Genomic DNA, 22786 nt, shown 5'->3' with positions numbered 1-22786 from the left:
CAACATTGAATGACAGACTTATTGTTCCAGCGGCGACCACGCGGGTTCGCGCACGTCACCCTCGCGACCTTCGAGGCGCTGATGCACCCGGCCATCCCGACTGACCGAGCCGAGCACGCCCTGCCCGCCCTCGCTCATCGCGTACAGCACCATGCTCCCGTTGGGGGCAAAACTGGGCGACTCGGCGTCCCCGGGATCGGTCAGGCGGGTGACGCGGCGGTCGTCCAGATCCAGACGCGCGAGGCGGAAGCCCCCGTCCCCGCCCTCGACGTACACCAGCGAACGTCCGTCCGGCGAAGGCGCGGCACGTGCCGCATAGCCGCTCTCGAAGGTCAGGCGACGAACGTCATCGCCACTGGCGTCCATGCGGTAGATCTGCGGCGCGCCGGCGCGGTCGGAGGTAAAATAGATGGTCTCGCCGTCCGGCGACCACGACGGCTCGGTCTCGATCGCCGAGGACCGCGTCAGCTGCTCCAGGTCCCCGCTCTCCAGATCCATGCGATAGATATTCGGACTGCCGTCACGTGACAGGCTCAACGCCAGGTAGCGTCCGTCCGGGGACCATGCCGGGGCACTGTTGATCCCGCCAAAGCGGGCGAGACTGGTCCGCTCGCCGGAGCGCACGTCGTGGCGGAACACCTCCGACTGCCGGTTCTCGAACGACACGTACACCAGGGCACTGCCGTCCGGCGACCACGCCGGCGACATCAGCGGGTCGGGCGAACGATAAAGGGTCTGCGGATTGGCGCCATCGGAATCCGCCACCTGCAGTCGGAACTCGCGGCCGTCATCATGGCGCTCCACCTGCACGAACGCGATGCGCGCGCTGAAGGCTCCCGGGTCGCCAGTAATCGCCTCGTAGACGATATCCGACACTCGATGGCCGCCACGCCGCACCATGTCGTCCGGCACCGGGATGCGCCAGCCGCCCACGCGCTCTTCTGCCAGCACGTCGAACAGGTGGAATTCCACGATGATCCGGTCATCCTCGGGCTGCTTGCTGCCGACCACCACGTATTCGGCACCGGCCCGCGCCCAGGGCTCGGGGATGAAGTCGGCCGGCCCGGTGGCCGCGGCCGGCAGATCCTCCTCGCGGATCTCGAACAGCCCGCTGCGCAGCAGGTTCCCCCGCAGGATGTCGCTCAGGCGTGTCTCCGGTTCGGCGTCGCCGCGCCATTCAAACGGAGCCACGGCCACCGGGATCGCCCCGGCGACCCCCTCGGTCACCGTCACCTCCAGAACCGCCGAGGCCGGGGCCGCGACCAGCAACAGGATACCGCCGCACAGCCCGGCCAGTCCGCGTCGCACTCGTTGTAGCATCATTCTTTCCACCCGATTCCTGCCAGAGAAGCGCCGGAGCGGACTCCACCCGCCGCCACGACAAGGGTCGCAAGGCCCGTAACTGGACGGAGCAGCCCCCCCGCTTGGACCGGTCCCGGCACCGTCTGTTCACTGAGGTTCGAACTGGATCCGTACGCCGCGCGCGGCGGCCTCGGCATCCGGTGGCTCCGGCAGTGCCCGCAGACGCCCGATCGCCTCCTCCACCGAGGCGCAGAAGGCATCGCTGCCGCGGCAGTCCTCCACCTCGTAACTGATGATACGCCCCGTTTCGTTCACCCGCACGCTCACGCTGGCACGGTCGGAACTGGACGCGTCCTCGGGCTCACGCCAGCGCCGCTGCACGGTCTCGCTGGCACGGGCCCGCCATTCCTCCAGCGCCTCTTCGCGCTCGCGCTGCGCCCGCGCCGCCTCCCGCCGTTCCTGCGCCTCGGCCAGGCGCTGCTGCTCGGCCTCCATGCGCTCGCGGCGGCGCTGCTCCTCCAGCTCGCGCTCGGCTTCGGCACGCCGCTCGGCCTCCTCGCGCTCGCGCCGTTCCGCCTCTTCCTGCTCGCGACGTTCCTGTTCCTCGCGGGCCTGACGTTCGGCCTCCTCGCGTTCGCGCCGCTCCTGTTCCTGGCGTTCGCGTTCTTCCTCGGCCTCGCGCCGCGCCTGCTCGGCGGCCTCACGTTCCTCGCGGATGCGTTCGCGCTCCGCCTCGGCTTCCTCCTCGGCACGACGACGCGCCTCCTCGGCCTCCTCGCGCGCCCGTTCGGCCGCCTCGATCGCCTCGCGCCGGGCCTGTTCCTCGGCCTCGCGCTGGCGCTGTTCTTCCAGCCGCCGCTGCTCCTCGGCCCGTCGGCGTTCCTCTTCTTCGCGCAGGGCCTCGGCGATCTCCTCCTGTTCCGCGACCTCGCGTTCATGCTGGATACGGTCGAAGGTCTCGGCATCCACCGCCTCGGCCTCCACGACCTCGACGTCCTCGCCCGCGATGATCTCCACCGGATCCCCGGATCGGTCGTCCGGCGTGAGGTTGACATTCAGCAGCAGCGCGGCAAACAGCACGCCATGCAGGGTCAGCACCAGCAGCAGGGCGAAGGGATGATGTCGCAGCAGTTCGAACACGGCGGCTGGTTCAGTCGTCGCGCGGCGGTTCGGTGATCAGGCCCACGCGACCGCCCCCCGCCCGCTGCAGCGCGATCATCGCGTCGATCACCCGTCCGTAGTCCACGTTGCGATCACCGCGCACGTAGGTCTGCGTGCCCGGGTTCTCCTCGAGGAATTCGATGACGAGCTCGGTCATTTCCTCGGGCGCCAGCGGCTCGTTCACCCGCGGCCCCTGGTTGAGGCTCATCGCACCGCCGGAATCCACCGTGACCACCAGCGGCTCGGCCGCCTCGGTCCCGTCATCCAGCGCCTCGGCCTGGGCCTCGGGCAGGTCCACCTCCACCCCCTGCTGCAGCATGGGGGCGGTGATCATGAAGATGATCAGCAGCACCAGCATCACGTCGATGAACGGCACGACGTTGATCTGCGACATCGGCCGCCGGCTGCGGCGCTGGCTGCGAAGCGAGGTCTTCGCCATCGGTCATTCGCCGGTCGTGGCGACCGACGCCTCGCTTGCGCGCGGATGGGACTGACGGTTGAGCAGACCGACGAACTCCTCGCTGAAGTTCTCCAGCCGGCCGGCGATGCGGTCCACGTCCCCGGAGAAACGGTTGTAGGCGATCACCGCCGGGATCGCCGCGAACAGCCCCAGCGCGGTGGCGATCAGGGCCTCGGCAATGCCGGGCGCGACCATCGCCAGGGTCGCCTGCTGCACCCCGGAGAGCCCGAGGAAGGCATGCATGATCCCCCATACCGTGCCGAACAGGCCGATATACGGACTGGTGGATCCGACCGTGGCCAGGAACTGCAGATAGCGTTCCATGCCGTCCAGCTCGCGCGAGATCGCCACCCGCATCGCACCCTGGGCGGGCTCGCCCGGCGGCATGCCGTGCTGGCGGGCGCGCAGGAACTCCTTGAATCCCGACGAGAAGACATGCTCCATCGGGGTCAGGACGTTCTTGCGCCGCAGGCCCTCGTAGAGATGGGACAGGTCCGCGCCCGACCAGAACCGCTCCTCGAATTCATCCGCCGCGCGGTCCACCCCGCGCAGCGTGCGGGCCTTCACGATGATCGCCAGCCACGAGAACACCGAGGCCAGCACGAGGATGATCATCACCAGCTGGACCACCAGACTGGCGTCCATGATGAGCTGGTACATCGAAAAATCGACTTCCACGGGTCCTCCCCCTCAGCCGGTTGCTTCGGTCGTGTCTGCGATGGCCGTCTGCATCGCGCCATGTACGGGCTCGGGCACCGGGGCCGGCACGCCCCGGTCCGGGTCCATGCAGGCGATCATCACCTCGCCCTGCGCCAGCACCTCGCCGTCGCGGATGACCTCCTGGCGAAACTCCACGCTCGCGCGGCGCAGCCGCTGCGGGTGGCAGGTCACCTCCAGGACCTGATCGAAACGCGCCGGCCGGCGCAAGTCCAGACTGGCACGGCGCACGGCAAACACCACGCCGGACTCCGCCCTCAGACGGTCCTGCCCGAACCCGAGTTCACGCAGCCATTCGGTCCGCGCCCGTTCCATGAATTTCAGGTAGTTGGCATGATAGACCAGCCCGCCGGCGTCGGTGTCCTCGTAATAGACGCGAACCGGCCAGCGAAAATCCGCGGATGTCTTCACGCGCCACCCCCGCCGGCCAGCAGGTCCTGCCCGCCCCCGGGCAGATCGAACATCGCCAGCGTGCGCCGGGTCGCCTGGCGGCCGCGCGGGGTCCGCTGCAGATAGCCCTGCTGGATCAGGAACGGCTCGACCACATCCTCCAGGGTGCCGCGATCCTCGTTGAGTGCGGTGGCCAGACTCTCCACGCCCACCGGCCCGCCGTCGAACTTCTCGACCAGCACCTCCAGCAGCCGACGGTCCTGGGCATCCAGCCCGCCGGCGTCGATGGCCAGCAGGTCCAGCCCGTGCTCCGCGACCTCGGCGGTGATCACCCCGCTGGCACGCACCTCGGCGTAGTCGCGCACCCGGCGCAGCAGGCGATTGGCCAGCCGCGGGGTGCCGCGGCCACGGCGCGCGATGGCCTCGGCCCCGGCGGCATCGATGCCCACGCCCAGCAGCCCCGCGGCCCGCTCGACAATATGCGCCAGATCCATGACGGAATAATGATCCAGGCGTTGCACTATGCCGAAGCGGTCGCGCAGCGGGGCCGACAGCAGCCCCGCCCGGGTGGTCGCCCCGACCAGCGTGAACGGCGGCAGATCGACCTTGATGGAGCGCGCGGCCGGCCCTTCGCCGATCACGATGTCCAGCTGCGAGTCCTCCAGCGCGGGGTACAGCACCTCTTCCACCACCGTGGGCAGGCGGTGGATCTCGTCGACGAACAGGACGTCGCGCGGTTCCAGCGCGGTCAGAATGGCGGCCAGATCCCCGGCACGCTCCAGCACCGGCCCGGAGGTCTGACGCAGCCCCACGCCCAGCTCGTGGGCGACGATATGGGCCAGGGTGGTCTTGCCAAGCCCGGGCGGGCCGGCCACCAGGGTATGGTCCAGGGCCTCACCACGGCCGCGCGCGGCGTCGATGAACAGCCCCAGCTGTTCGACCACCCGCGGCTGCCCGCTGTAGTCCGCCAGTCGCTTCGGGCGCAGGCTGACCTCGGCGCCGGCGTCCTCGGACTGATGCTGCATGTCGACCAGGCGGGATTCCATGCGCCGCAGTATGCATCCTGCCGAAAACCATTTACAGGGCGCCGGACTGTGGTTTTCGCAGAATCCGGGCCCCGTTCACGCCCGCCCCGGCCCGCAGCGTCAGGAACGCACGGTGGCACGCAGCGCCAGGCGCACCAGGGTCTCCACCGAATCGGCCTGCTCGCGCACCGCGGCCACCATCTTCTCGGCGCTGGCCCGCGCATAGCCCAGCGCCTCCAGCGCGGCCAGGGCCTCGTCCTCCATCGACGGACCGGCACTGGCCGCGGCCGTGCTGCCGCCCCCTTCCGGCACCGGCCCGCCGAAACCCAGCTCGCCCAGCCGCTCGCCCAGCTCCAGGGCCACGCGCTCGGCGGTGCGCTTGCCGATACCCGGGACCTTCGCCAGCCCGGTGGTGTCGCCCGAGCGGATCAGCCCCGCCAGTTCGTCGCCGGCGTAGGTCGACAGCATCGCCAGCGCCAGACGCGCGCCGATGCCGTTGACCCGGATCAGGCGCCGGAACAGGTCGCGGTCGCGGCGATGGTGGAAGCCATACAGCTGATGGGCGTCCTCGCGCACCACCAGATGGGTGGCCAGCACCACGGTCTCGCCCGGGTCCGGCAGCACTGCCAGGGTGGACACCGGCACATCCACCTCGTAGCCGACGCCACCGACATCCAGCAGTACGCCGCCGGGCTCGCGGCTGATCAGGACCCCTTCCAGACGCGCGATCACGGTCGGCCTCCGATCGAGGCCGCCGGCTGCAGGCGCGTCCTGCTGGCATCGGTATGCGCGTGGCACAGGGCCACGGCCAGGGCATCGGCGGCATCGCTGGATGCCTCCTCCGCGAGGGAAAGGATCTGCCGTGTCATGTGCTGGACCTGCTCCTTGCCGGCTCCGCCGACCCCGACCACGGCCAGCTTGATCGCGCGCGGGGTATATTCGTGTACGGCCAGACCCGCCCGGGTGGCGGCACAGATCGCCGCCCCGCGGGCATGACCGAGCTTGATCGCGGACTGCGCATTGCGCGCGACGAACACGCTCTCGATCGCCAGCACCTCCGGCTGCAGCTCGGCGATCACCTCCTCGACCCCGGTGAAGATCTCGCCCAGGCGTTCGGGGAACGCCTTCGCCCGCGGGCGCACCACCCCGTGCCCCAGCGAACGCGACTGGCGCGCCCCGGTCTCGATCACCGCAAAGCCGGTCAGGCGCGACCCGGGGTCGATGCCGAGGATGCGCATGGCGTCAGCCGCGCCACCGGGCACGCGGTTCAGTCATCGCCGCCCATGCCCTCGGGGAAGTCGGCGTTGGTGTAGATGTTCTGCACGTCGTCCAGATCATCCAGCATGTTCAGCAGCTTGAGCACCGTCTCGGCGGTCTCCGGATCCAGCGGCGTCAGGGTCTCGGGGCGCATGGTGACATCGGCGTTCTCCGGCTCCAGGCCGTGGTCCAGCAGGGCCTGGCGCACGTCCTGATAGGTATCCGGGTCGGTAATGACCTCGATCGAACCGTCGTCATCCACCAGCACGTCCTCGGCGCCGCCTTCCAGCGCCGGTTCCATCACCGTCTCTTCATCCAGTCCCGGCGGGAAGTTGATCACGCCCTTCTTCTCGAACAGATAGGCCACCGACCCGTCGGTCCCCAGATTGCCGCCCATCTTGTTGAAGGCGTGACGCACCTCGGAGACCGTGCGATTGCGGTTGTCGGTCATGCAGTCGACCATGATCGCCGCGCCACCGGGACCATAGCCCTCGTAGCGCAGCTCCTCGTAGGCCTCGCCCTCGGTCTCCCCGGCACCCCGTTTCGCCGCGCGCTCGATGGTGTCGCGGGTCATGTTGTTCTTCAGGGCGTTGTCGAAGGCCAGGCGCAGGCGCGGATTGGTCTCCGGGTCGGGGCCGCCGTGGCGCGCGGCCACGGTGATCTCGCGGATCAGCCTGGTGAACAGCTTGCCGCGCTTGGCGTCCTGCGCGCTCTTGCGGTGCTTGATGTTCGCCCACTTGCTGTGACCGGCCATGGTGTTCCGCCTCCTCGTTACCAGCGCTCAGTCTAACGTTGTTTCCGGCCCGAATTCCCCGTGCTCGAGGAAATGCGCGACGGCGCGCGCAACCGGATCGCTCAAGATCAGGCCCATGTGGTTCACCGGCGCCTGGAGATGCCGGGACACTTCGGGGCCCCGGGTCTCTTCCACTGCGACCAGACCGTCATGCGGTTCCGGCAGTTCGGCCAGCAGCGGCCCCGGAAAACGGCCGCGGGTCCCGGCGATCATCCCGACCTGACGCCCGCGCAGCACCGGGCTTCCGCCCAGCAGTCCGCGATCCAGCGCGCGCCCCAGCCACCAGCGCCCGGCCCGACCGGAGGCCAGACGCGCGGCGACCCGACTGCCCTGCAACGGGGAACCCAGCATTACTACACGACCCGGGCGCTGCACCGGCGCCACCGTGAACAGGTGCCGCAGGATCACCCCGCCAAGGCTGTGGCCGACCAGGTGCACCATGTCGTCGGGCAGGGTTTCCAGCCAGGCCGCCAGAGCCCGGGCGACCTCCTCGGGAGCCGCCCGGCGCGACGGATAGCGAAACGCCCGCACCCGGTAGCCCGCCGCACGCAGACGGCGCCGCAGCAGCGCCATCTCCACCCCGGTCATGTGCCAGCCATGCAGGGTCACCACGGTGGTCCGCATGGCCGTCATCGCCGCGGGCCCGCCTTATTGCGCGCCGTCGCCGGCAACCCCGGCCCGCAGACGGATGCCCAGCTCGCGCAGCGGCTTCTCGCCCACCGGCGCCGGGGCATCGGTCAGCAGACAGGCGGCGGTCTGGGTCTTGGGGAACGCCATCACGTCGCGGATGGAGTGGGCGCCGCTCATCAGCATCACCAGGCGATCCAGACCGAAGGCCAGGCCACCATGCGGCGGGGCGCCGAAGTGCAGCGCATCCAGCAGGAAGCCGAACTTCTCGCGCGCCTCTTCCTCGCCGATGCCCAGCGCCTCGAACGCGGCCTGCTGCATCTCCGGGTTGTGGATACGGATGGAGCCGCCGCCGACCTCGGTGCCGTTGAGCACCATGTCGTAGGCCCGCGACATGGCCTCGCGCGGGTTCTCGCGCAGGGCCTCGGGGCTGTCGGTGGCCGGCGCGGTGAACGGATGGTGCAGGGCGTACAGCCGCTGGTCGTCCGCATCCCATTCGAACATCGGGAAGTCCACCACCCACAGCGGGCGCCAGCCGGGTTCGACCATGTCCAGATCGTGGCCAAGCTTCACGCGCAGCGCGCCGATCGCCTCGTTGACCACCGAGGCCTTGTCCGCCCCAAAGAAGATCAGGTCACCGGCGGCGGCCGCGGTCCTGTCCAGGATCTGGCGCGTCACGTCCTCCGGCAGGAACTTCAGGATCGGCGACTGCAGCCCGCCCTCGAGATCCGCCGGGTCGTTGACCTTGATATAGGCCAGGCCCTTCGCGCCGTAGCGGCCGACGTATTCGGTGTACACGTCGATCTCCTTGCGCGTGAGCTTCGCCCCGCCCGGCACGCGTAGCGCGGCCACGCGACCCTCGGGGTCGTTCGCCGGGCCGTTGAAGACCTTGAATTCCACCGCCTGCATCACCTCGGTCAGCTCGGTGAATTCCAGCGGGATGCGCAGATCCGGCTTGTCGGAGCCGAAGCGGGTCATCGCCTCGGCGTGGCTCATGCGCGGGAACGGATCGTCCAGCTCGATGCCCATGACCTCGCGGAACAAATGGCGCATCAGCTCCTCGGTCACGCCCATCACGTCGGCCTCGTCGACGAACGCCATCTCCAGGTCCAGCTGGGTGAACTCCGGCTGGCGATCGGCGCGCAGGTCCTCGTCGCGGAAGCAGCGGGTGATCTGGTAGTAGCGGTCCATGCCGGACATCATCAGCAGCTGCTTGAACAGCTGCGGCGACTGCGGCAGAGCAAAGAAACTGCCGGCGTGGGTGCGCGACGGCACCAGATAGTCACGCGCGCCCTCGGGGGTCGCGCGAGTCAGCATCGGCGTCTCGATGTCGAGAAAGTCGCGCTCCTCGAGGAAACGGCGCATTGCCGCGGTGACCCGGCCGCGCAGGCGCAGGCGTTCCTGCATCTCCGGCCGGCGCAGGTCCATGTAGCGATAGCGCAGACGGGTATCCTCGCCCACGTCCTCGTCGTCCAGCGGGAACGGCGGGGTCTTCGCCGCGTTCAGCACCTCCAGCTCCAGCCCGAGGATCTCCACCGCGCCGGTGGTCAGCTCGGGGTTTTCGGTGCCCTCCGGGCGCCGCCGTACGCGCCCGGTCATTCGGATCACGTATTCGCTGCGCAGCTGTTCGGCGCGCGCAAAGACCTCGGCACGGTCGGGATCGAACACCACCTGCACCAGTCCCGCGTGATCGCGCAGGTCGACGAAGATGACGCCGCCGTGGTCGCGACGGCGGTTGACCCAGCCACAGAGGGTAACTTCGGAGTCGAGATCACGTTCGGTGACCCGTCCACAGAGATGCGTTCGCATTGCGCCGTTCCAGCTGCCGGGCGCGGCCTGCCGGGAGCGGGGCCACGCGGGTTGATCGGGGAAAACGGGCACACGACGCCCGTCAAAGGGCCGGAAATGTTACGGCCTGCCCCCGTCCCGCGCAACCGGCAGCGGCGCGTTGCCGGGGCTGTCCGCAGCCGGCGTGACCACCCCCAGCGACATCACGAACTTGAGCCCGTCCTCCACCGACATCTCCAGCTCGATCACGTCTTCGCGCGGGACCAGCAGCACGAACCCGGAGGTCGGATTGGGCGCGGTGGGCACGAACACCGTCAGCATGTCCTCGCCGGTGCGTTCACGCGTCTCGCGGGTACCGGTACCGGTGAGGAAGGCCACCGACCAGGCGCCGCTGCGCGGATATTCGACCAGCACCACCTTGCGGAAGGAGTCACCGCCGTCGGAGAACACCGTCTCGGTGACCTGTTTCACCGCCCCGTAGATGGTGCTGACCAGCGGGATCCGCCGCACCACCGCCTCGCCCAGCTGGATCAGGCGCCGACCGAGGATGTTGGCCACGATCATGCCGGTCAGGAGCACGATCGCCACCGCGATCACCACCCCGGCGCCCGGCAGGTCGAATCCCAGCCAGGCCTCGGGGCGCCATTCCTCCGGCAGGATCAGAAGGCTGTAGTCCAGCAGGTCCACCAGCAGCTTGATGATGTAGCCGGTCACCACCAGTGGCAGCCAGACCAGCAGCCCCGCGATCGCGTAACGCCGGAGCGCGGCCAGCATCGGACTCAGCCCCCGGTGGTGGCGGCACTGCCCCCGCCATCACTGCCGCCGGAACTGCCGGAACCCGAAGAGCCGCCGTCCCCGGCGGAACCGCCGCCACCCTCTTTCAGGTTGCGCTGGCCACCCTGCTTGAAATCGGTCTCGTACCAGCCGCCACCCGCCAGCCGGAAACCGGCGGCCGAGACCTGCTTGGTCAGCGCCTCGGCACCGCACTGCGGGCAGGTGGTAGCGGGCGGATCCGAGATCTTCTGCAGGATCTCGGAGACCTGGTGGCATTGCTGGCAGGCGTATTCGTAGATCGGCATGAGGATGTTCTCCCGAAGACTGTGACTCGTTGCGAAGCGAATGACCGTATTATGCGGCCGCCGGCCGGGAATAAAAGGACTGAAGGCAATTGCTTCGCGCGCCGCGAGATCCGATCATGCGGCGTTCCCGGAACCTCCCCGACCCACGCCTGCAGAGCGAGAGACGAGATGGCCGACAAGATCGTGATCATGCTGCTGAATCTGGACCTCGAACGCCCCGGCACGCTGGGGGCCCCGTTCTTCCAGGCCACCGTGGCCGCCGCGATGGACCTGGAGGTCGAGATCTACTTCGCCGCGCAGACCACCCGCCTGCTGCGCCAGGGGGTCGCCGAAACCATGTATCCCGGCGACGCGCAGGAGAAATCGGTCTACAGTTTCATGCAGGATGCCCACGAGGCCGGTGCGCGTTTCTACGCCTGCGCCGGCGCGATGGACGAAAACGGCCTGACGCTGGAGAACGCGGTGCCCGAACTTGACGGCATGCGCGGCGGCGGGGCCTTCATCGGCGAGGTCGTCGAGGACGACGTCGCGACCCTGACCTACTGACCGACCGCCCGGAGGTCCGCGTGAGTTCCGCCGAAGACGATGCCCGCGCCGTCCTGATCACCGGCTGCTCTTCCGGGATCGGGGCCCACGCGGCCCGCGCCCTGCGCGACCGCGGCTATCGGGTGTTCGCCACGGCGCGCGCCGCCGAGGACGTCTCGCGCCTGAAGAGGGAAGGCTTCGAGGCCCTGCAGCTGGACCTCAACGACTCCGCCAGCATCCGCAGCGCGGCGCACGAGGTGCTGCACCGCACCGGCGGGAAGCTCTACGGCCTGTTCAATAACGGCGCCTACGGCCAGCCGGGGGCGGTGGAAGACCTCTCGCGCGCCGCCCTGCGCGCCCAGCTGGAGACCAACGTGCTGGGCTGGCTGGAGCTCACCAACCTGGTGATCCCCGCGATGCGCCGCGCCGGCGAGGGGCGCATCATCCAGAACTCGTCGGTGCTGGGCTTCGCCCCGCTGCGCCTGCGCGGGGCCTACGTCACCTCCAAGTTTGCACTCGAGGGGATGTCCGACACCCTGCGCCAGGAACTCCACGGCAGCGGGATCCGCGTGGTGCTGATCCAGCCGGGGCCGATCCGCTCGGAGTTCCGCGCCAATGCGCTGAAGGCCTTCCGCCACCACATCCACCGCGCCCACAGCCCCTGGGCCCGCACCTACGAGGCGGCCGAGGCACGCATGGCCGACGCGGAGGCCGATGCCCCGTTCACCCTCGGGCCGGAGGCCGTGACGCGCTGCGTGATCCATGCCCTGGAGGCACGGCGGCCAAAGCTGCGCTACCGCGTGACCTTCCCCACGCATCTGTTCGCCTTCCTCAAGGCGATCCTGCCGGCGCGCTGGATGGACGCCTTCCTGCGCCTGGTTTCGCGCGGCGAGAACCGCTGACGGTCACGGCCACCGGCGCATGAACGCGATCTTTCTTGCGCTGGTCGTCATCGCCTTCGCCACCGCGGCGCTGCGCGAGCTGCGCTCCACCGATCCCGACGAACGTCCGATGGCCGAGCTCTCCGAGGGCGCGGTGGAGGCGGCCGGGGCCGCGGTCGAACTGGCCCTGGGGCTGGTCGGGGTGATGGCCCTGTTCCTCGGCCTGATGAAGATCGCCGAGGCCGGCGGCCTGTTGACCGTGCTCGCCCGTCTGCTGCGGCCGCTGATGGTGCGCCTGTTCCCCGACGTCCCGCCGGAACACCCGGCGATGGGCGCAATGATCCTGAACTTCTCCGCCAACATCCTCGGGCTGGGCAATGCCGCCACGCCGTTCGGGATCCGCGCGATGCAGGAGCTGGAGAAGCTCAACCCCCACCCGGGCACCGCCACCAACGCGATGGCGCTGTTCCTGGCGATCAACACCTCCAGCATCACCCTGCTGCCCACCGGCGTGATCGCCCTGCGCGCCTCGCTGGGCTCGGAGGATCCGGCCGCCATCCTGCCGACCACGCTGTTCGCGACACTGTTCGCCACGGTCGCCGGGATCACCAGCGCGCTGGTCCTGCAACGCTGGTTCCGCCCTCCGGCGGCCACCCGCGAGATCCCGCCCGGCGGCCTTGACGACCCCGATGCTGAAGCCAGCCCCGGGGACCGGCGCTCCAATGCCGACCGGGACACGGAGCCGGGCGAGCAGCCCCAGCCGATGAACATCGAGGTCCCGGCCGAGGGCTATCCCGCCTGGGTCTCGCTCCTGGTCCTGCTGGGGGTACTGGCGATCATCCCGCTGACCATCATCTACGGCCAGGCCATCGCCCCGTGGATCATCCCGGGACTGGTGGTCGGCTTTCTCTCCTATGGCGTGCTGCGCGGGGTGCCGGTATACGAGGTCTTCGTCGAGGGGGCGAAAGAGGGCTTCAACGTGGCCCTGCGGATCATCCCCTACCTGGTGGCCATCCTGGTCGCGGTAGGCATGCTGCGCGAGAGCGGCGCGCTGGGGATGTTCGTCGGGCTGGTCGGGCCGTGGACCACGCCCTTCGGACTGCCCGCCGAGGCCCTGCCGATGGCGCTGCTGCGGCCACTGTCCGGATCCGGGGCCTACGGCATCATGGCCGGGATCATGCAGGACCCGGCCACCGGACCGGATACCCACGTCGGCATGCTGGTGTCCACCCTGCAGGGTTCCACCGAAACCACCTTCTACGTGCTCGCGGTGTATTTCGGCGCGATCGGGGTCAAGCGGGTCCGCCACACCCTGGCCGCCGCGCTGAGCGCCGATGCGGTGGCGGTGGTCGCCGCGGTCGCGATCGTCGCCTGGCTCTACCTCTGACCCGCGTCGCCGGCGATCTCGCGCACGCGTTCACGCAGGCCCGCGGGATCCACCGGCTTGGTGATCACCTCCGCGAACCCGGCCTGCAGTGCCCGCTCGCGGGTCGGCCCGGTGGCGTCGGCAGTCACCGCCAGCACCGGCACCTGCGCCAGGGTCTCGTCCGCGCGCAATGCGCGCAGCACCTGATAGCCGTCCATGCCGGGCATCGCCAGATCCAGCAGGATCACGTCGGGGACCGTACGCGTCGCCTCCTCGATACCCTTGAGCGGGGTATCTGCGAGCACCGGGCGCAGGTCCGGCTCCTGACCGAGGATGTCCTCCAGCAGACGCAGGTTGGCGGCCTGGTCGTCGATGCACAGCACGGAGCGTGGGGTGCCGGAGTCGCCCGACGCCCCGGAATCGCCGGAGCCGGGCGCCGACCCGCCCGGCCCTTGCGTATACACGGCCCCGTCCGCGTTCGCCGTCGCATCCGCGCCGTCCGCCAGCGGCAGTTCGAACCAGAACAAGGCCCCCTCGCCCGGCGCGCTCTCCAGTCCCAGACGACCGTTCATCATCGTGACCAGGTGGCGGGTGATGGTCAGACCCACGCCACTGCCCTCGATACCGCCCTGGTCCGCCTCCAGCCGCTCGAACGGCTGGAACAGGCGTTCCTGCTGTTCCTGTGACAGGCCGGGACCGTCATCGCGCACCCCCAGGCGCAGCATGGCGTCCTCGTGGGTGACCTCCAGGGTCACGCACCCGCCCTCGTGGTTGTACTTGACCGCATTGGACAGCAGGTTCAGCAGGACCTGCTTGACCCGCGTGCGATCCGCCAGCACCCGCGGGGCCTGCGCCGCCACCGCATCGATGCCCGCGAGCCGGATGTCGCGTTCCTCCGCCAGCGGACCCATCAGCGACCCGCATTCACGAACCACTCCGGCGACATCCACCGGCTCCCGCGCGACCTGCATGCGCCCGGACTCGATCCGCGCCAGGTCGAGGATCTCGTTGATCAGCTCCAGCAGGTGCCGCCCGGCGCGGCTGATCTCGTCCAGCTGGCCGCGCTGACGCTCGCCCAGTACCGGGTCGCGCTGCAGCAGCTGGGCGAAGCCCAGGATCGCGTTCATCGGGGTACGCAGTTCGTGGCTCATGTTGGACAGGAAATCCGACTTGGCCCGGCTGGCCTGTTCGGCCTCCTCGCGCGCCCGGTCCAGCTCGGCACGCCGCTGCAGCTCGGCGGTGAAGTCGCTGAAGATGTTGAAGATGTACTGGGGATCACCGCGACGGTCCCGGACCACCCCCACCGTGCTTCGCGTCATGATCACCGCGCCGTTGCGGCAGCGGATCGGCAGCTGTCCGGTCCATGCCCCGCCCGCATGACGGATCTCGTCGATCTCCCGCCCCGCCTGTGCCGCCTCCTCGGGGATCAGTTCGCGGTAGGGCCTCCCGGCCAGGTCCGCTTCGGCATATCCGGTCATCTCCAGCGCCGAGGGGTTGTTGTAGATCATGAAGCCCTCCCGGTCCGCGATCGAGATCGCCTGTTCGGAGGCCTCGAAGATGCGCCGGAACAATGACAGCTCTTCCTGCGCCTGCTGCAGTTCGGTCACATCCTGCAGCGTACCGGTCAGCCTCGCACGGTCCGGGTTCTCGCCGGAGGGTTTCTGGTGGGCGATCAGCTGCATGTGGCGCCGGTCCCCGCCGGGACGCCGGATGCGCAGGACGCTCTCCCCGCGCCCTTCACCCCGGGCCTGTTCCAGCGCCGCGTCGAGATGCTCCAGATCCTCGGGATGCACATAGTCGCGGAAGGCCTCCATCGACAGCGGGCCGTTCCCCGGGGACAGGTCAAACAGCTCGTAAACGATATCCGACCACCCCAGGCGCCCGGACTCCGGCTCGTATTCCCAGTGCCCGACGCGCGCGAGGCGCTGGGCCTCACGCAGACGCCCGGTCTGCTCGGCCAGTGCCAGTTCGGATTGCTTGCGCTTGGTGATGTCCTGCATCACGCCCAGCATGTGCAGGACGTCACCGGCGGCATCGCGCTCCACGTCACCACGCTGCAGGAGCCAGCGCACGGTCCCGTCCGGCCACACGACCCGGTGCTCCAGCTCGAGATAGGCCCCGCGACGCATGGAACTGCGGATCGCGTTGCGTACCCGTTCGCGATCCTCCGGGTGCACCGCGGCGAGGAAGTTGTCTTCGGTGGGCGCCAGGTCGCCGTTCTGATACCCCAGCAGCGGCGCGATGCGCTCCGACCATTCCAGTTCTTCGCGCCCGGGGGTCCACTCCCAGGTACCCATGTTGGTGAACACCTGGCTGCTGCGCAGCCGATGCTCCTGGCGCTTGACCGTGGTGATGTCGGTACGGATGGACACGTACTGGTAGGGCAGACCGTCGCCGTCGAGATACGGAACGACGGTGGTCTCCACCCAGTACAGCGAGCCGTCACGGGCCCGGTTGCAGACCTCGCCCTGCCAGATACGCCCGCTGGCGATGGTCTCCCACAACTCGGTGTAGAACGCATCCGGGTGCATGCCCGATTTCAGCAGGCGATGATTGCAGCCCAGAAGTTCGGACACCGCGTAGCCGCTGACTCGGGCGAAGCGTTCGTTGGCGTAGATGATGTCGCCGGCCACGTCGGTGATGCTGACCAGCGCATGCTCGTTCACCGCGAGATGTTCGCGTTCACGCTCGTACAGCGCCTGACGGTAGGCCCGCGAGACCCCGTCCTTCTGACGCTGCTGGCGGGCGTGGGCGGCGATCGCATCCGCCAACTGCCGCGGCCGGACCGGTTTCAGGAACACCCCGCAGGTCCCGGGATGCAGGGCCATCAGGTCGTTGATGCGTGCCGGATCCTCCGTCAGCATCATGACGGGGAGGGTGGAACCGTTGTCGCGGGTACGCAGCAGGGCGGTAAACTCCGACGCACGGCAGCCGGGCTGCGACGCATCCGCATCCAGCACCAGCACCTCGACTGCGCCGCCGTGGACCCGTGCCAGTGCCGTGTCCGGGTCGGAACGCGCATCGGCCTCCAGCCCGACCCCACGCAGTTCTTCAACCAGCGCCTCGTCGCTTTCGCCACCGACGATCAGCACCTGATAGCCGGCCTCCGTGACCACCCCGCCGATCTGCGCCAGCTGCTCCAGCAGGGTCTCGTCCGCCAGGGGATAGTCGAGGCAGCGGGCCGCCCCTTCGCGCACCGCCTGCAGGCGAGCCCCCGGATTCCAGTAGCGCGCCACCGCGAGGGTTGGCAGGAACCCCTGACCGGGCTCGCGCAGCCGGGTCAGCGCAGGGGAATCGGGCAGGACCTCGCCGAAGCAGACCACCCGGGCCGCGGGCGGGAGTCCAGCAGGCGCCACCGTCCCGTCTTCCGAACCGGTGCCCGGATCGTCCGTGCGAAATCCCCGCGCCTGCAGCTTGCGCGCGATCTCGGCACCGATTGCGGTGTCCACCGAGTCCACCAGCACCCACCCGCCCTCCGGGACGGCATGGTTGCCGGGTTCGGGCCGCACCTCGGGCCTGCTCCGGCCCCGGCGTGTCCATGCCTCGGCCGAGGCCTCCAGGCGCGCCAGCCCCAGGCGCAGCAACTCGCGATCCGCGGGGCTGGCTTTTGCGCTCAGACCGGCGAGCGTAGCCTTCAGGGCCTCGCCCAGACGCGCAAGCTCGTGCACCCCGTGCGCCCTTGCGGCACGTCCCAGTGCATTGATCTCCCGGTAGAGGGCATCGATCCGATCGGACGACACGCCGGTCGCATCCAGGTCCTCGGCGAGACCGCGGAGCCGACCCAGATGCCCTTCAAGCAGGTCCTCGAAAACGGAAAGCGAACCTCCCCCCGGCGAACCGACGGGTTCAGTTGGGCGGTCCACCAGGATTGATATCCTTGTCCTTCATGATGAAATAGACGCCTGCGGCCGCCAGGGCCATCCACAGCAACAATGCCACGACACCGATCAGTTCCCACAGCTGGACGAAGAAGAACAGCATCACGGCCGCCACGGCGAGCAGGATGTTGCCAATGGCAAAATTGGAGGGGCGGCCGGAGGAATCGGACATGACGGGCTCCCGCAGTGCGCTACTGCTTCTTGTACTGGCTGAAATCGAACTGACCCGAGGTCATCTCGTCCCACAGATCGCTTTGCAGTACCGCCAGCAGCTTGAACAGCCGCCGCAGCTCCGGATCGTCCATGAAACGCTGATCACTGCTCGCCTGCAGGGCTTCGACCAGGGTCGCGCACTGTTCGCGGCTGATCCCGGTGACGTCCAGACCCTCGTCTCCCATATCGACATTCATTGGGTGCCTCCGGTTCGGTTGGGGCAAGAATTGTAGCCGCTCGCGCGCCCGGGGCGGAAATGCCCCACCCCGGGGCCCGACCCGGACACGTGATCACGCGGGTACTACGCTGCTTCGCGGATCAGGTGCACCCGGTTGCGCACGTACAGGTAGTACAGCACCGGGATGATCACCAGCGTCAGCAGGGTGGAGACGAACACCCCGAAGATCAGCGAGACCGCCAGTCCGGAGAAGATCGGGTCATCCAGGATGAACCCGGCACCGACCATCGCCGCCAGGCCGGTCAGCACGATCGGCTTGGCGCGCACGGCCCCCGCATGCACCACCGCCTCGATGGTATCCACCCCGCGGCGCAGCTCGTCGTTGATGAAGTCCACCAGCAGGATCGAGTTGCGCACGATGATCCCGGCCAGCGCGATCATCCCGATCATCGAGGTCGCCGTGAACTTGGCGTCCATGAAGAACGCGTCCACGAACGCATGCCCCGGCATCACCCCGATCACCGTCAGCGGGATGGGTGCCATGATGATCAGCGGCACCATGTACGAGCGGAACTGCGCGACCACCAGCAGGTAGATCAGGATCAGGCCCACCGAGTAGGCGATGCCCATGTCGCGGAAGGTCTCGTAGGTGACCTGCCACTCGCCGTCCCACTTCAGGCTGTAGTCGTACGGCTGGTCGGGCTGACTGATGAAGCGCTGTTCCAGCGGCTCGTCGTACACCATCGGCTTGTCGCGCATGCCGAAGAACATGTCGAACATGCCGTACAGCGGGCTGTCGACTCCGCCGGCCAGGTCACCCTGGACGTACACCACCGGCAGCAGGTTCTTGTGGTGGATGGAATGCTCGCGCGTCGCATCCACCACGTTCACCACCTCCGACAGCGGGACCAGACCCCCTTCCTTCGAACGAACCTTGAGCCCCAGCACCGGGTCCAGGCTGCCCTTCTCCGCGCGGTCGAATTCAAGCCGCACCGGCACCGCATACTTGATGTTGGAGCCGTAAAGATAGGTCACGTCCTCGCCCGACAGGGAGGTCTCGATGGCATCGACCACTGCCTGCTGCGGCACGCCCAGATGCGCTGCGCGTTCGCGATCCACCTGCAGGATCTTCTTCGGACCGGGGTGCTCCACCGAGTCGTCGATGTCGGTGAGACCCTCGGTGTTCTCGAACACTTCGCGCACCTGCTTGGCCACCTCGATCTGGCCGTCGTAATCCGGCCCGTAGATCTCGGCCACGATCGGCGACATCACCGGCGGCCCCGGCGGCACCTCGACCACCTTGACCGCCGCACCCTCATAGCGCTGCGCGATGGCATTGATGTCGTCACGCACCGACAGGGCGATGTCATGGCTGCGCCGGTCGCGCTCCGACTCGTGCGTCAGATTGACCTGGATGTCACCCACGTGGCTGCCCTCGCGCAGGTAATACTGGCGCACCAGACCATTGAAGTTCATCGGCGTGGCCGTGCCTGCATAGGTCTGCACGTCGTGCACTTCGGGAACGGTCTTGAGGTAGTCCGCCATCTCGCCCAGCACCTGGCTGGTGCGCTCCAGGCTGGTCCCCTCGGGCATGTCCAGCACCACCTGGAACTCCGACTTGTCGTCGAACGGCAACATCTTCAGCACCACCAGCTGGTAATAGGCCAGCGATACCGAACCCAGGATCAGTAGCAGGGTACCGATCCACAGCGCCGTGCGGTTGAGCTTCTTGCGCCCGCCGGTGCCGAGGAACGGCCGCAGCAGGAAGTTGAACAGCCGCATCAGGCTATCGGAGGCGGCTTCACCGGATTCGTGTCCGCCGTGGCCACCGCCGGCCTCGTGCTGTTCGGCCTGACGCCGGAGCACCTTGTAGGTCAGCCACGGGGTCACCACGTAGGCCACCGCCAGCGACAGGATCATCCCCATCGAGGCGTTGATCGGAATCGGGCTCATGTACGGGCCCATCAGCCCGGTGACGAAGGCCATCGGCAGCAGCGCCGCGATCACGGTGAAGGTCGCCAGGATCGTCGGACCGCCCACCTCGTCCACCGCCAGCGGGATCGACTCGAGGAACTTGCGTCCGCCCTGGACCATGTGTCGGTGGATGTTCTCCACCACCACAATCGCGTCGTCCACCAGGATGCCGATGGCGAAGATCAGCGCAAACAGCGAGACCCGGTTGAGGGTGAAGCCCCAGGCCCAGGACGCGAACAGTGTCAGCGCCAGGGTAACGATCACCGCCACGCCGACAATGAACGCCTCGCGCCAGCCCAGCGCGATCCACACCAGGATGATCACCGAGGCGGTCGCCAGCATCAGCTTCTGGATCAGCGTCGAGGCCTTGTCGTCGGCCGTCTCGCCGTAGTTGCGGGTGATGGACACCTCGACCCCGTCGGGGATGTAGGTGCCCTCCAGCTGATCCAGGCGTTCGATCACCTGGTCGGCGATGTCGGGGGCGTTGGTGCCCGGCTGCTTGGCCACCGCCACCGTCACCGCCGGGTGACTGTCGCCAATGTGCCCCCCGCCCTCGGCCGCGGCACCGTGGGCGAAGCGGACGTGCTCAGAGGGATAGCCGGGGCCCTGTTCGACCTCGGCCACATCTTCCAGATGCACCGGGCGTCCGTCATGCATCCCGACGACCAGCCGCGCGAACGCCTCGGGTTCGGTGATGAAGTCGCCGGCCTGGATCAGGATCTCCTCGTCGTCCTGGTACACATGCCCGGCATCGCGCGAGAAGTTCGACACCGCGAGGGCGTCGCGCAGGTCGTCCACCGCAAGGTTGTGCGCCGCCAGCATCTCCGGCTTAAAGCGCACGTGCACCACATGATCGGGCCCGCCCACGGTGTAGATGTCACGCGTGCCGGGAACCCGCTTGAGCTGGGTCTCCAGCCCGTGCGCCACGCGCAACAGGTCGTGGCCGCCGCGTTCCTCGTCCTCGGTCCACAGGGTCACGTTGACGATCGGGACGTCGTCGATCCCCATCGGTCGCACCATCGGGTCGCCGACCCCGAGGTTCTGCGGCATCCAGTCATCGTTGGAGAAGATCTGGTTGTACAGTCGCACCAGCGCCGCGGTGCGGTCCTCGCCGACCTCGAACTGCACGGTGATGTGCGCCATGTCGGGACGCGAGGTGGAGTAGATGTCGTCCACCCCCTCGATCTCGGAGAGCACCTGTTCCGCCGGGGTGGACACCAGATGCGCGACCTCCTCGGCACTGGCACCGGGGAACGGGATGAACACGTCCGCCATGGTGACGTTGATCTGCGGCTCTTCCTCGCGCGGGGTCACGAGGATCGCGAACAGGCCCAGCAGCAGGCCCACGAGGGCCAGCAGAGGGGTAATCTGGGTGGTCAGGAATGCCTTCGCGATGCGCCCGGAGATCCCCATGCGCTCCGGGGCCGCGTCCGTGCCGCCGCTCATCGCGTCACCTGCTGGTGGTCCTTCATGTAGATCGCGGCATGTACCGGATCCAGCGCGACACGCTCGCCCTCACGCAGGCCGCCGAGGATCTCGATCATGCCGTCGTGCTCGCGCCCGGTGCGGACCTGACGGAAACGCACCTGGTCCTCGTCGTCGATCACGTAGACCGCAATCACCTCGGAACGGTGGGCCACGGCCTCCTTCGGCACCATCAGGCGCTCGACCTCGTCCAGCACGAAGCTCGTCTTCACGAACATGCCGGGAAACAGGCCGCGATTGTCCTCGTCCTCGGGCAGGTTCACGCGCACGCGGAAGCTGGAGCTCTGCGGATGGGCGTAAGGGAACAGCGTCAGGCTCTCGGCAGTTACGCGTTCGCCGGAATCCAGAATCACCTCCGCCTCGCGCCGATCCCGCACCCCGGGCATCAGCCGCTGGGGTACGTCCACGTCCACGCGCAGGCGGTCCAGGCTAAGCCCGTCCAGCAGCGGCGACCCCGGGGAGACCGACTCGCCGACCTCCACCATGCGTTCGGTCACGATGCCGGAATACGGGGCGTAGACCTCGGTATATCCCAGCTGCTCGCGCGCCTCGTCGACCCGGCCCTCGGCCGAGCGCAGGCGCGCCCGCGCCGATTCGAGTTCCGCCTCGGCCCGTTCGAATTCGGAGCGCGAGACCACGTCCTGCTCGAACACCTCGCGGATGCGTTCGAACTCCGACCGCGCCTCGCCGAAACGCGCCCGCGCCTCGGCCAGGTCCCCCTCGGCCTGGCTCAGCCGGGCCTGCTGCTGGGTGTCCGAGATCCTCAGCACGAGCTCGTCTTCCTCGACGAAATCGTCCACGTCCACGAAGATCTCGCGCACCCGACCCGACGTCTGGGCCGAGATGGTGGAACGCTGGACCGCTTCAACGCGACCATCCAGCAGGCGCTCCTGTGGCAGGGTCAGGCGTTCGGCCTCGACGGTTTCGAAGGGCAGCTCATCGGCCTGAGCCGCCATCGGCAGAGACAGCGCAAGCAGCGCGGCCCCGATGATCGGGAGTCGTGTCATGGTGTGGTCCCTTCCGGATGTTCGGCCCTCTCCTGCTGAACCGGGATTCCGGCGTCGGCAGCCGTCACGGGCCGTTCTTTGTATATTAGTTTTCCCTAATTTATCGGACCCGGCCGGGGATGGACAAATCCCCGACCCGAATACCGGCATCTGCCGGGAGTATAGCGATCTGAGCCGCATTTTCCTGCCTGCACCCCCGCCGGCCCTGCAGCAGCCCGCCGCTGTCCGTATCATGTCGGCATCCGCGTCGGGGGAGCGTCCCCTGTCCTGTCGAAACATTCCGGGAGACCGCCATGCCAATGCTGCGAATCGAGACCAACGCCGCCCTGCCCGCAGATGCCGACGGCGTCACCGCGCGCCTGTCGGCCGCGGTGGCCGACTGGCTGGGCAAGCCCGAAGGCTACGTGATGGTCGCTCTCGGGCACAACGCCCATATGCGTTTCGGCGGCAGCACCGAGGCGCTGGCCTACTGCGAGCTCAAGAGCATCGGCCTGCCCGAGGGCCTGACCCGCGAGCTGTCACGCAAGCTGTGCGACGCCCTGCAGGCCGAACTGGGCGTGGAGCCGGCGCGCGTCTACATCGAGTTCGCCGATGCCCCGCGCCATTTCTGGGGCACCAACGGCACCACGTTCTGATCCCCGACCCCGTCCGCTCAACGACCACCGACCACAAGGCCCGAG

Annotated in this window: 22 protein-coding genes; 4 read left to right on the top strand and 18 right to left on the bottom strand. The window is 68.5% G+C overall.

The window, feature by feature from the left end:
* Nucleotides 1–18 precede the first annotated feature (18 nt).
* From tolB to D571_RS0100395, 13 genes are all read right to left on the bottom strand, one after another.
* Nucleotides 19–1320, bottom strand: a complete 1302-nt coding sequence (tolB, locus tag D571_RS0100455; RefSeq protein ID WP_083916851.1) for a Tol-Pal system beta propeller repeat protein TolB — start codon at nucleotides 1318–1320, stop codon at nucleotides 19–21.
* A gap of 129 nt (nucleotides 1321–1449) precedes the next feature.
* A complete protein-coding gene (gene tolA, locus D571_RS0100450; protein ID WP_018934712.1) occupies nucleotides 1450–2442 on the bottom strand; it encodes a cell envelope integrity protein TolA in 993 nt (330 codons plus the stop codon).
* A gap of 10 nt (nucleotides 2443–2452) precedes the next feature.
* Complete coding sequence (gene tolR / locus D571_RS0100445; RefSeq protein WP_018934711.1) at nucleotides 2453–2902, bottom strand: protein TolR; 450 nt, start codon at nucleotides 2900–2902, stop codon at nucleotides 2453–2455.
* Nucleotides 2903–2905: 3 nt separating this feature from the next.
* Complete coding sequence (tolQ, locus tag D571_RS0100440; RefSeq protein ID WP_026287453.1) at nucleotides 2906–3583, bottom strand: protein TolQ; 678 nt, start codon at nucleotides 3581–3583, stop codon at nucleotides 2906–2908.
* Nucleotides 3584–3613: 30 nt separating this feature from the next.
* Nucleotides 3614–4051 carry a tol-pal system-associated acyl-CoA thioesterase gene (ybgC, locus tag D571_RS0100435; RefSeq protein ID WP_018934709.1) on the bottom strand — a complete coding sequence of 146 codons (438 nt, stop codon included), beginning with the start codon at nucleotides 4049–4051 and terminating at the stop codon, nucleotides 3614–3616.
* Nucleotides 4048–5076, bottom strand: coding sequence for a Holliday junction branch migration DNA helicase RuvB (ruvB, locus tag D571_RS0100430; RefSeq protein WP_018934708.1), 1029 nt, complete (start codon nucleotides 5074–5076; stop codon nucleotides 4048–4050). The genes ybgC and ruvB overlap by 4 nt, the downstream gene beginning before the upstream one ends.
* A gap of 99 nt (nucleotides 5077–5175) precedes the next feature.
* A complete protein-coding gene (gene ruvA / locus D571_RS0100425; protein ID WP_018934707.1) occupies nucleotides 5176–5787 on the bottom strand; it encodes a Holliday junction branch migration protein RuvA in 612 nt (203 codons plus the stop codon).
* A complete protein-coding gene (gene ruvC / locus D571_RS0100420; RefSeq protein WP_018934706.1) occupies nucleotides 5784–6293 on the bottom strand; it encodes a crossover junction endodeoxyribonuclease RuvC in 510 nt (169 codons plus the stop codon). Before ruvC ends, ruvA begins: the two co-directional genes overlap by 4 nt.
* A 29-nt stretch (nucleotides 6294–6322) precedes the next feature.
* Complete coding sequence (locus D571_RS0100415) at nucleotides 6323–7066, bottom strand: YebC/PmpR family DNA-binding transcriptional regulator (protein WP_018934705.1); 744 nt, start codon at nucleotides 7064–7066, stop codon at nucleotides 6323–6325.
* A 27-nt stretch (nucleotides 7067–7093) separates the two neighbouring features.
* Nucleotides 7094–7738: an alpha/beta fold hydrolase gene (locus D571_RS0100410; protein WP_018934704.1), complete on the bottom strand. Its 645-nt coding sequence runs from the start codon at nucleotides 7736–7738 to the stop codon at nucleotides 7094–7096.
* Between the two features lie 15 nt (nucleotides 7739–7753).
* Nucleotides 7754–9541 carry an aspartate--tRNA ligase gene (gene aspS / locus D571_RS0100405; RefSeq protein WP_018934703.1) on the bottom strand — a complete coding sequence of 596 codons (1788 nt, stop codon included), beginning with the start codon at nucleotides 9539–9541 and terminating at the stop codon, nucleotides 7754–7756.
* 99 nt (nucleotides 9542–9640) lie between these two features.
* Nucleotides 9641–10294 carry a DUF502 domain-containing protein gene (locus tag D571_RS0100400; RefSeq protein WP_018934702.1) on the bottom strand — a complete coding sequence of 218 codons (654 nt, stop codon included), beginning with the start codon at nucleotides 10292–10294 and terminating at the stop codon, nucleotides 9641–9643.
* 5 nt (nucleotides 10295–10299) lie between these two features.
* Nucleotides 10300–10599 carry an FmdB family zinc ribbon protein gene (locus tag D571_RS0100395; RefSeq protein WP_018934701.1) on the bottom strand — a complete coding sequence of 100 codons (300 nt, stop codon included), beginning with the start codon at nucleotides 10597–10599 and terminating at the stop codon, nucleotides 10300–10302.
* Between the two features lie 168 nt (nucleotides 10600–10767).
* Between D571_RS0100395 and D571_RS0100390 the strand changes: the two genes are divergently transcribed.
* The 3 genes from D571_RS0100390 to D571_RS0100380 are packed head-to-tail and all read left to right on the top strand — an operon-like array spanning nucleotide 10768 to nucleotide 13392.
* A complete protein-coding gene (locus tag D571_RS0100390; protein WP_018934700.1) occupies nucleotides 10768–11145 on the top strand; it encodes a DsrE family protein in 378 nt (125 codons plus the stop codon).
* A gap of 20 nt (nucleotides 11146–11165) precedes the next feature.
* A complete protein-coding gene (locus D571_RS0100385; protein WP_018934699.1) occupies nucleotides 11166–12026 on the top strand; it encodes an SDR family oxidoreductase in 861 nt (286 codons plus the stop codon).
* 19 nt (nucleotides 12027–12045) lie between these two features.
* A complete protein-coding gene (locus D571_RS0100380; RefSeq protein WP_018934698.1) occupies nucleotides 12046–13392 on the top strand; it encodes a nucleoside recognition domain-containing protein in 1347 nt (448 codons plus the stop codon).
* Here the strand turns inward: D571_RS0100380 and D571_RS0100375 are convergent.
* The 5 genes from D571_RS0100375 to D571_RS0100355 form a co-directional block, all read right to left on the bottom strand.
* Nucleotides 13383–17234: a PAS domain-containing protein gene (locus D571_RS0100375; RefSeq protein WP_018934697.1), complete on the bottom strand. Its 3852-nt coding sequence runs from the start codon at nucleotides 17232–17234 to the stop codon at nucleotides 13383–13385. The two genes, D571_RS0100380 and D571_RS0100375, sit on opposite strands and share 10 nt — an antisense overlap.
* Nucleotides 17218–17421 (bottom strand): hypothetical protein, encoded by a 204-nt coding sequence (locus D571_RS0100370; protein ID WP_018934696.1) that lies wholly within the window; start codon nucleotides 17419–17421, stop codon nucleotides 17218–17220. The genes D571_RS0100375 and D571_RS0100370 overlap by 17 nt, the downstream gene beginning before the upstream one ends.
* Before the next feature lie 19 nt (nucleotides 17422–17440).
* Complete coding sequence (locus D571_RS0100365) at nucleotides 17441–17659, bottom strand: hypothetical protein (RefSeq protein ID WP_018934695.1); 219 nt, start codon at nucleotides 17657–17659, stop codon at nucleotides 17441–17443.
* A gap of 104 nt (nucleotides 17660–17763) precedes the next feature.
* Nucleotides 17764–21060, bottom strand: a complete 3297-nt coding sequence (locus D571_RS0100360; protein ID WP_018934694.1) for an efflux RND transporter permease subunit — start codon at nucleotides 21058–21060, stop codon at nucleotides 17764–17766.
* Nucleotides 21057–22106 carry an efflux RND transporter periplasmic adaptor subunit gene (locus tag D571_RS0100355; RefSeq protein WP_018934693.1) on the bottom strand — a complete coding sequence of 350 codons (1050 nt, stop codon included), beginning with the start codon at nucleotides 22104–22106 and terminating at the stop codon, nucleotides 21057–21059. Before D571_RS0100355 ends, D571_RS0100360 begins: the two co-directional genes overlap by 4 nt.
* Nucleotides 22107–22399: 293 nt before the next feature.
* Here D571_RS0100355 and D571_RS0100350 point away from each other — a divergent pair, with 293 nt between their 5' ends.
* A complete protein-coding gene (locus D571_RS0100350) occupies nucleotides 22400–22741 on the top strand; it encodes a phenylpyruvate tautomerase MIF-related protein (protein WP_026287452.1) in 342 nt (113 codons plus the stop codon).
* Nucleotides 22742–22786: the final 45 nt, after the last annotated feature.

It is taken from the genome of Thioalkalivibrio sp. ALJ24, from assembly GCF_000377785.1.
Lineage (GTDB): Bacteria > Pseudomonadota > Gammaproteobacteria > Ectothiorhodospirales > Ectothiorhodospiraceae > Thioalkalivibrio.
The sequence above is the reverse complement of the archived record's forward strand: the minus strand, read 5'-3'. Positions and strand labels throughout refer to the sequence as shown.

Bases quoted from the DNA above. Each gene is read 5' to 3' on its own strand.
- tolB (WP_083916851.1), bottom strand. From the start codon at position 1,320: ATGCTACAACGAGTGCGACGCGGACTGGCCGGGCTGTGCGGCGGTATC.
- tolR (WP_018934711.1), bottom strand. From the start codon at position 2,902: ATGGCGAAGACCTCGCTTCGCAGCCAGCGCCGCAGCCGGCGGCCGATG.
- tolQ (WP_026287453.1), bottom strand. From the start codon at position 3,583: ATGTACCAGCTCATCATGGACGCCAGTCTGGTGGTCCAGCTGGTGATG.
- ruvB (WP_018934708.1), bottom strand. From the start codon at position 5,076: ATGGAATCCCGCCTGGTCGACATGCAGCATCAGTCCGAGGACGCCGGC.
- ruvC (WP_018934706.1), bottom strand. From the start codon at position 6,293: ATGCGCATCCTCGGCATCGACCCCGGGTCGCGCCTGACCGGCTTTGCG.
- D571_RS0100415 (WP_018934705.1), bottom strand. From the start codon at position 7,066: ATGGCCGGTCACAGCAAGTGGGCGAACATCAAGCACCGCAAGAGCGCG.
- D571_RS0100410 (WP_018934704.1), bottom strand. From the start codon at position 7,738: ATGACGGCCATGCGGACCACCGTGGTGACCCTGCATGGCTGGCACATG.
- aspS (WP_018934703.1), bottom strand. From the start codon at position 9,541: ATGCGAACGCATCTCTGTGGACGGGTCACCGAACGTGATCTCGACTCC.
- D571_RS0100400 (WP_018934702.1), bottom strand. From the start codon at position 10,294: ATGCTGGCCGCGCTCCGGCGTTACGCGATCGCGGGGCTGCTGGTCTGG.
- D571_RS0100395 (WP_018934701.1), bottom strand. From the start codon at position 10,599: ATGCCGATCTACGAATACGCCTGCCAGCAATGCCACCAGGTCTCCGAG.
- D571_RS0100390 (WP_018934700.1), top strand. From the start codon at position 10,768: ATGGCCGACAAGATCGTGATCATGCTGCTGAATCTGGACCTCGAACGC.
- D571_RS0100380 (WP_018934698.1), top strand. From the start codon at position 12,046: ATGAACGCGATCTTTCTTGCGCTGGTCGTCATCGCCTTCGCCACCGCG.
- D571_RS0100370 (WP_018934696.1), bottom strand. From the start codon at position 17,421: ATGTCCGATTCCTCCGGCCGCCCCTCCAATTTTGCCATTGGCAACATC.
- D571_RS0100365 (WP_018934695.1), bottom strand. From the start codon at position 17,659: ATGAATGTCGATATGGGAGACGAGGGTCTGGACGTCACCGGGATCAGC.
- D571_RS0100360 (WP_018934694.1), bottom strand. From the start codon at position 21,060: ATGAGCGGCGGCACGGACGCGGCCCCGGAGCGCATGGGGATCTCCGGG.
- D571_RS0100355 (WP_018934693.1), bottom strand. From the start codon at position 22,106: ATGACACGACTCCCGATCATCGGGGCCGCGCTGCTTGCGCTGTCTCTG.
- D571_RS0100350 (WP_026287452.1), top strand. From the start codon at position 22,400: ATGCCAATGCTGCGAATCGAGACCAACGCCGCCCTGCCCGCAGATGCC.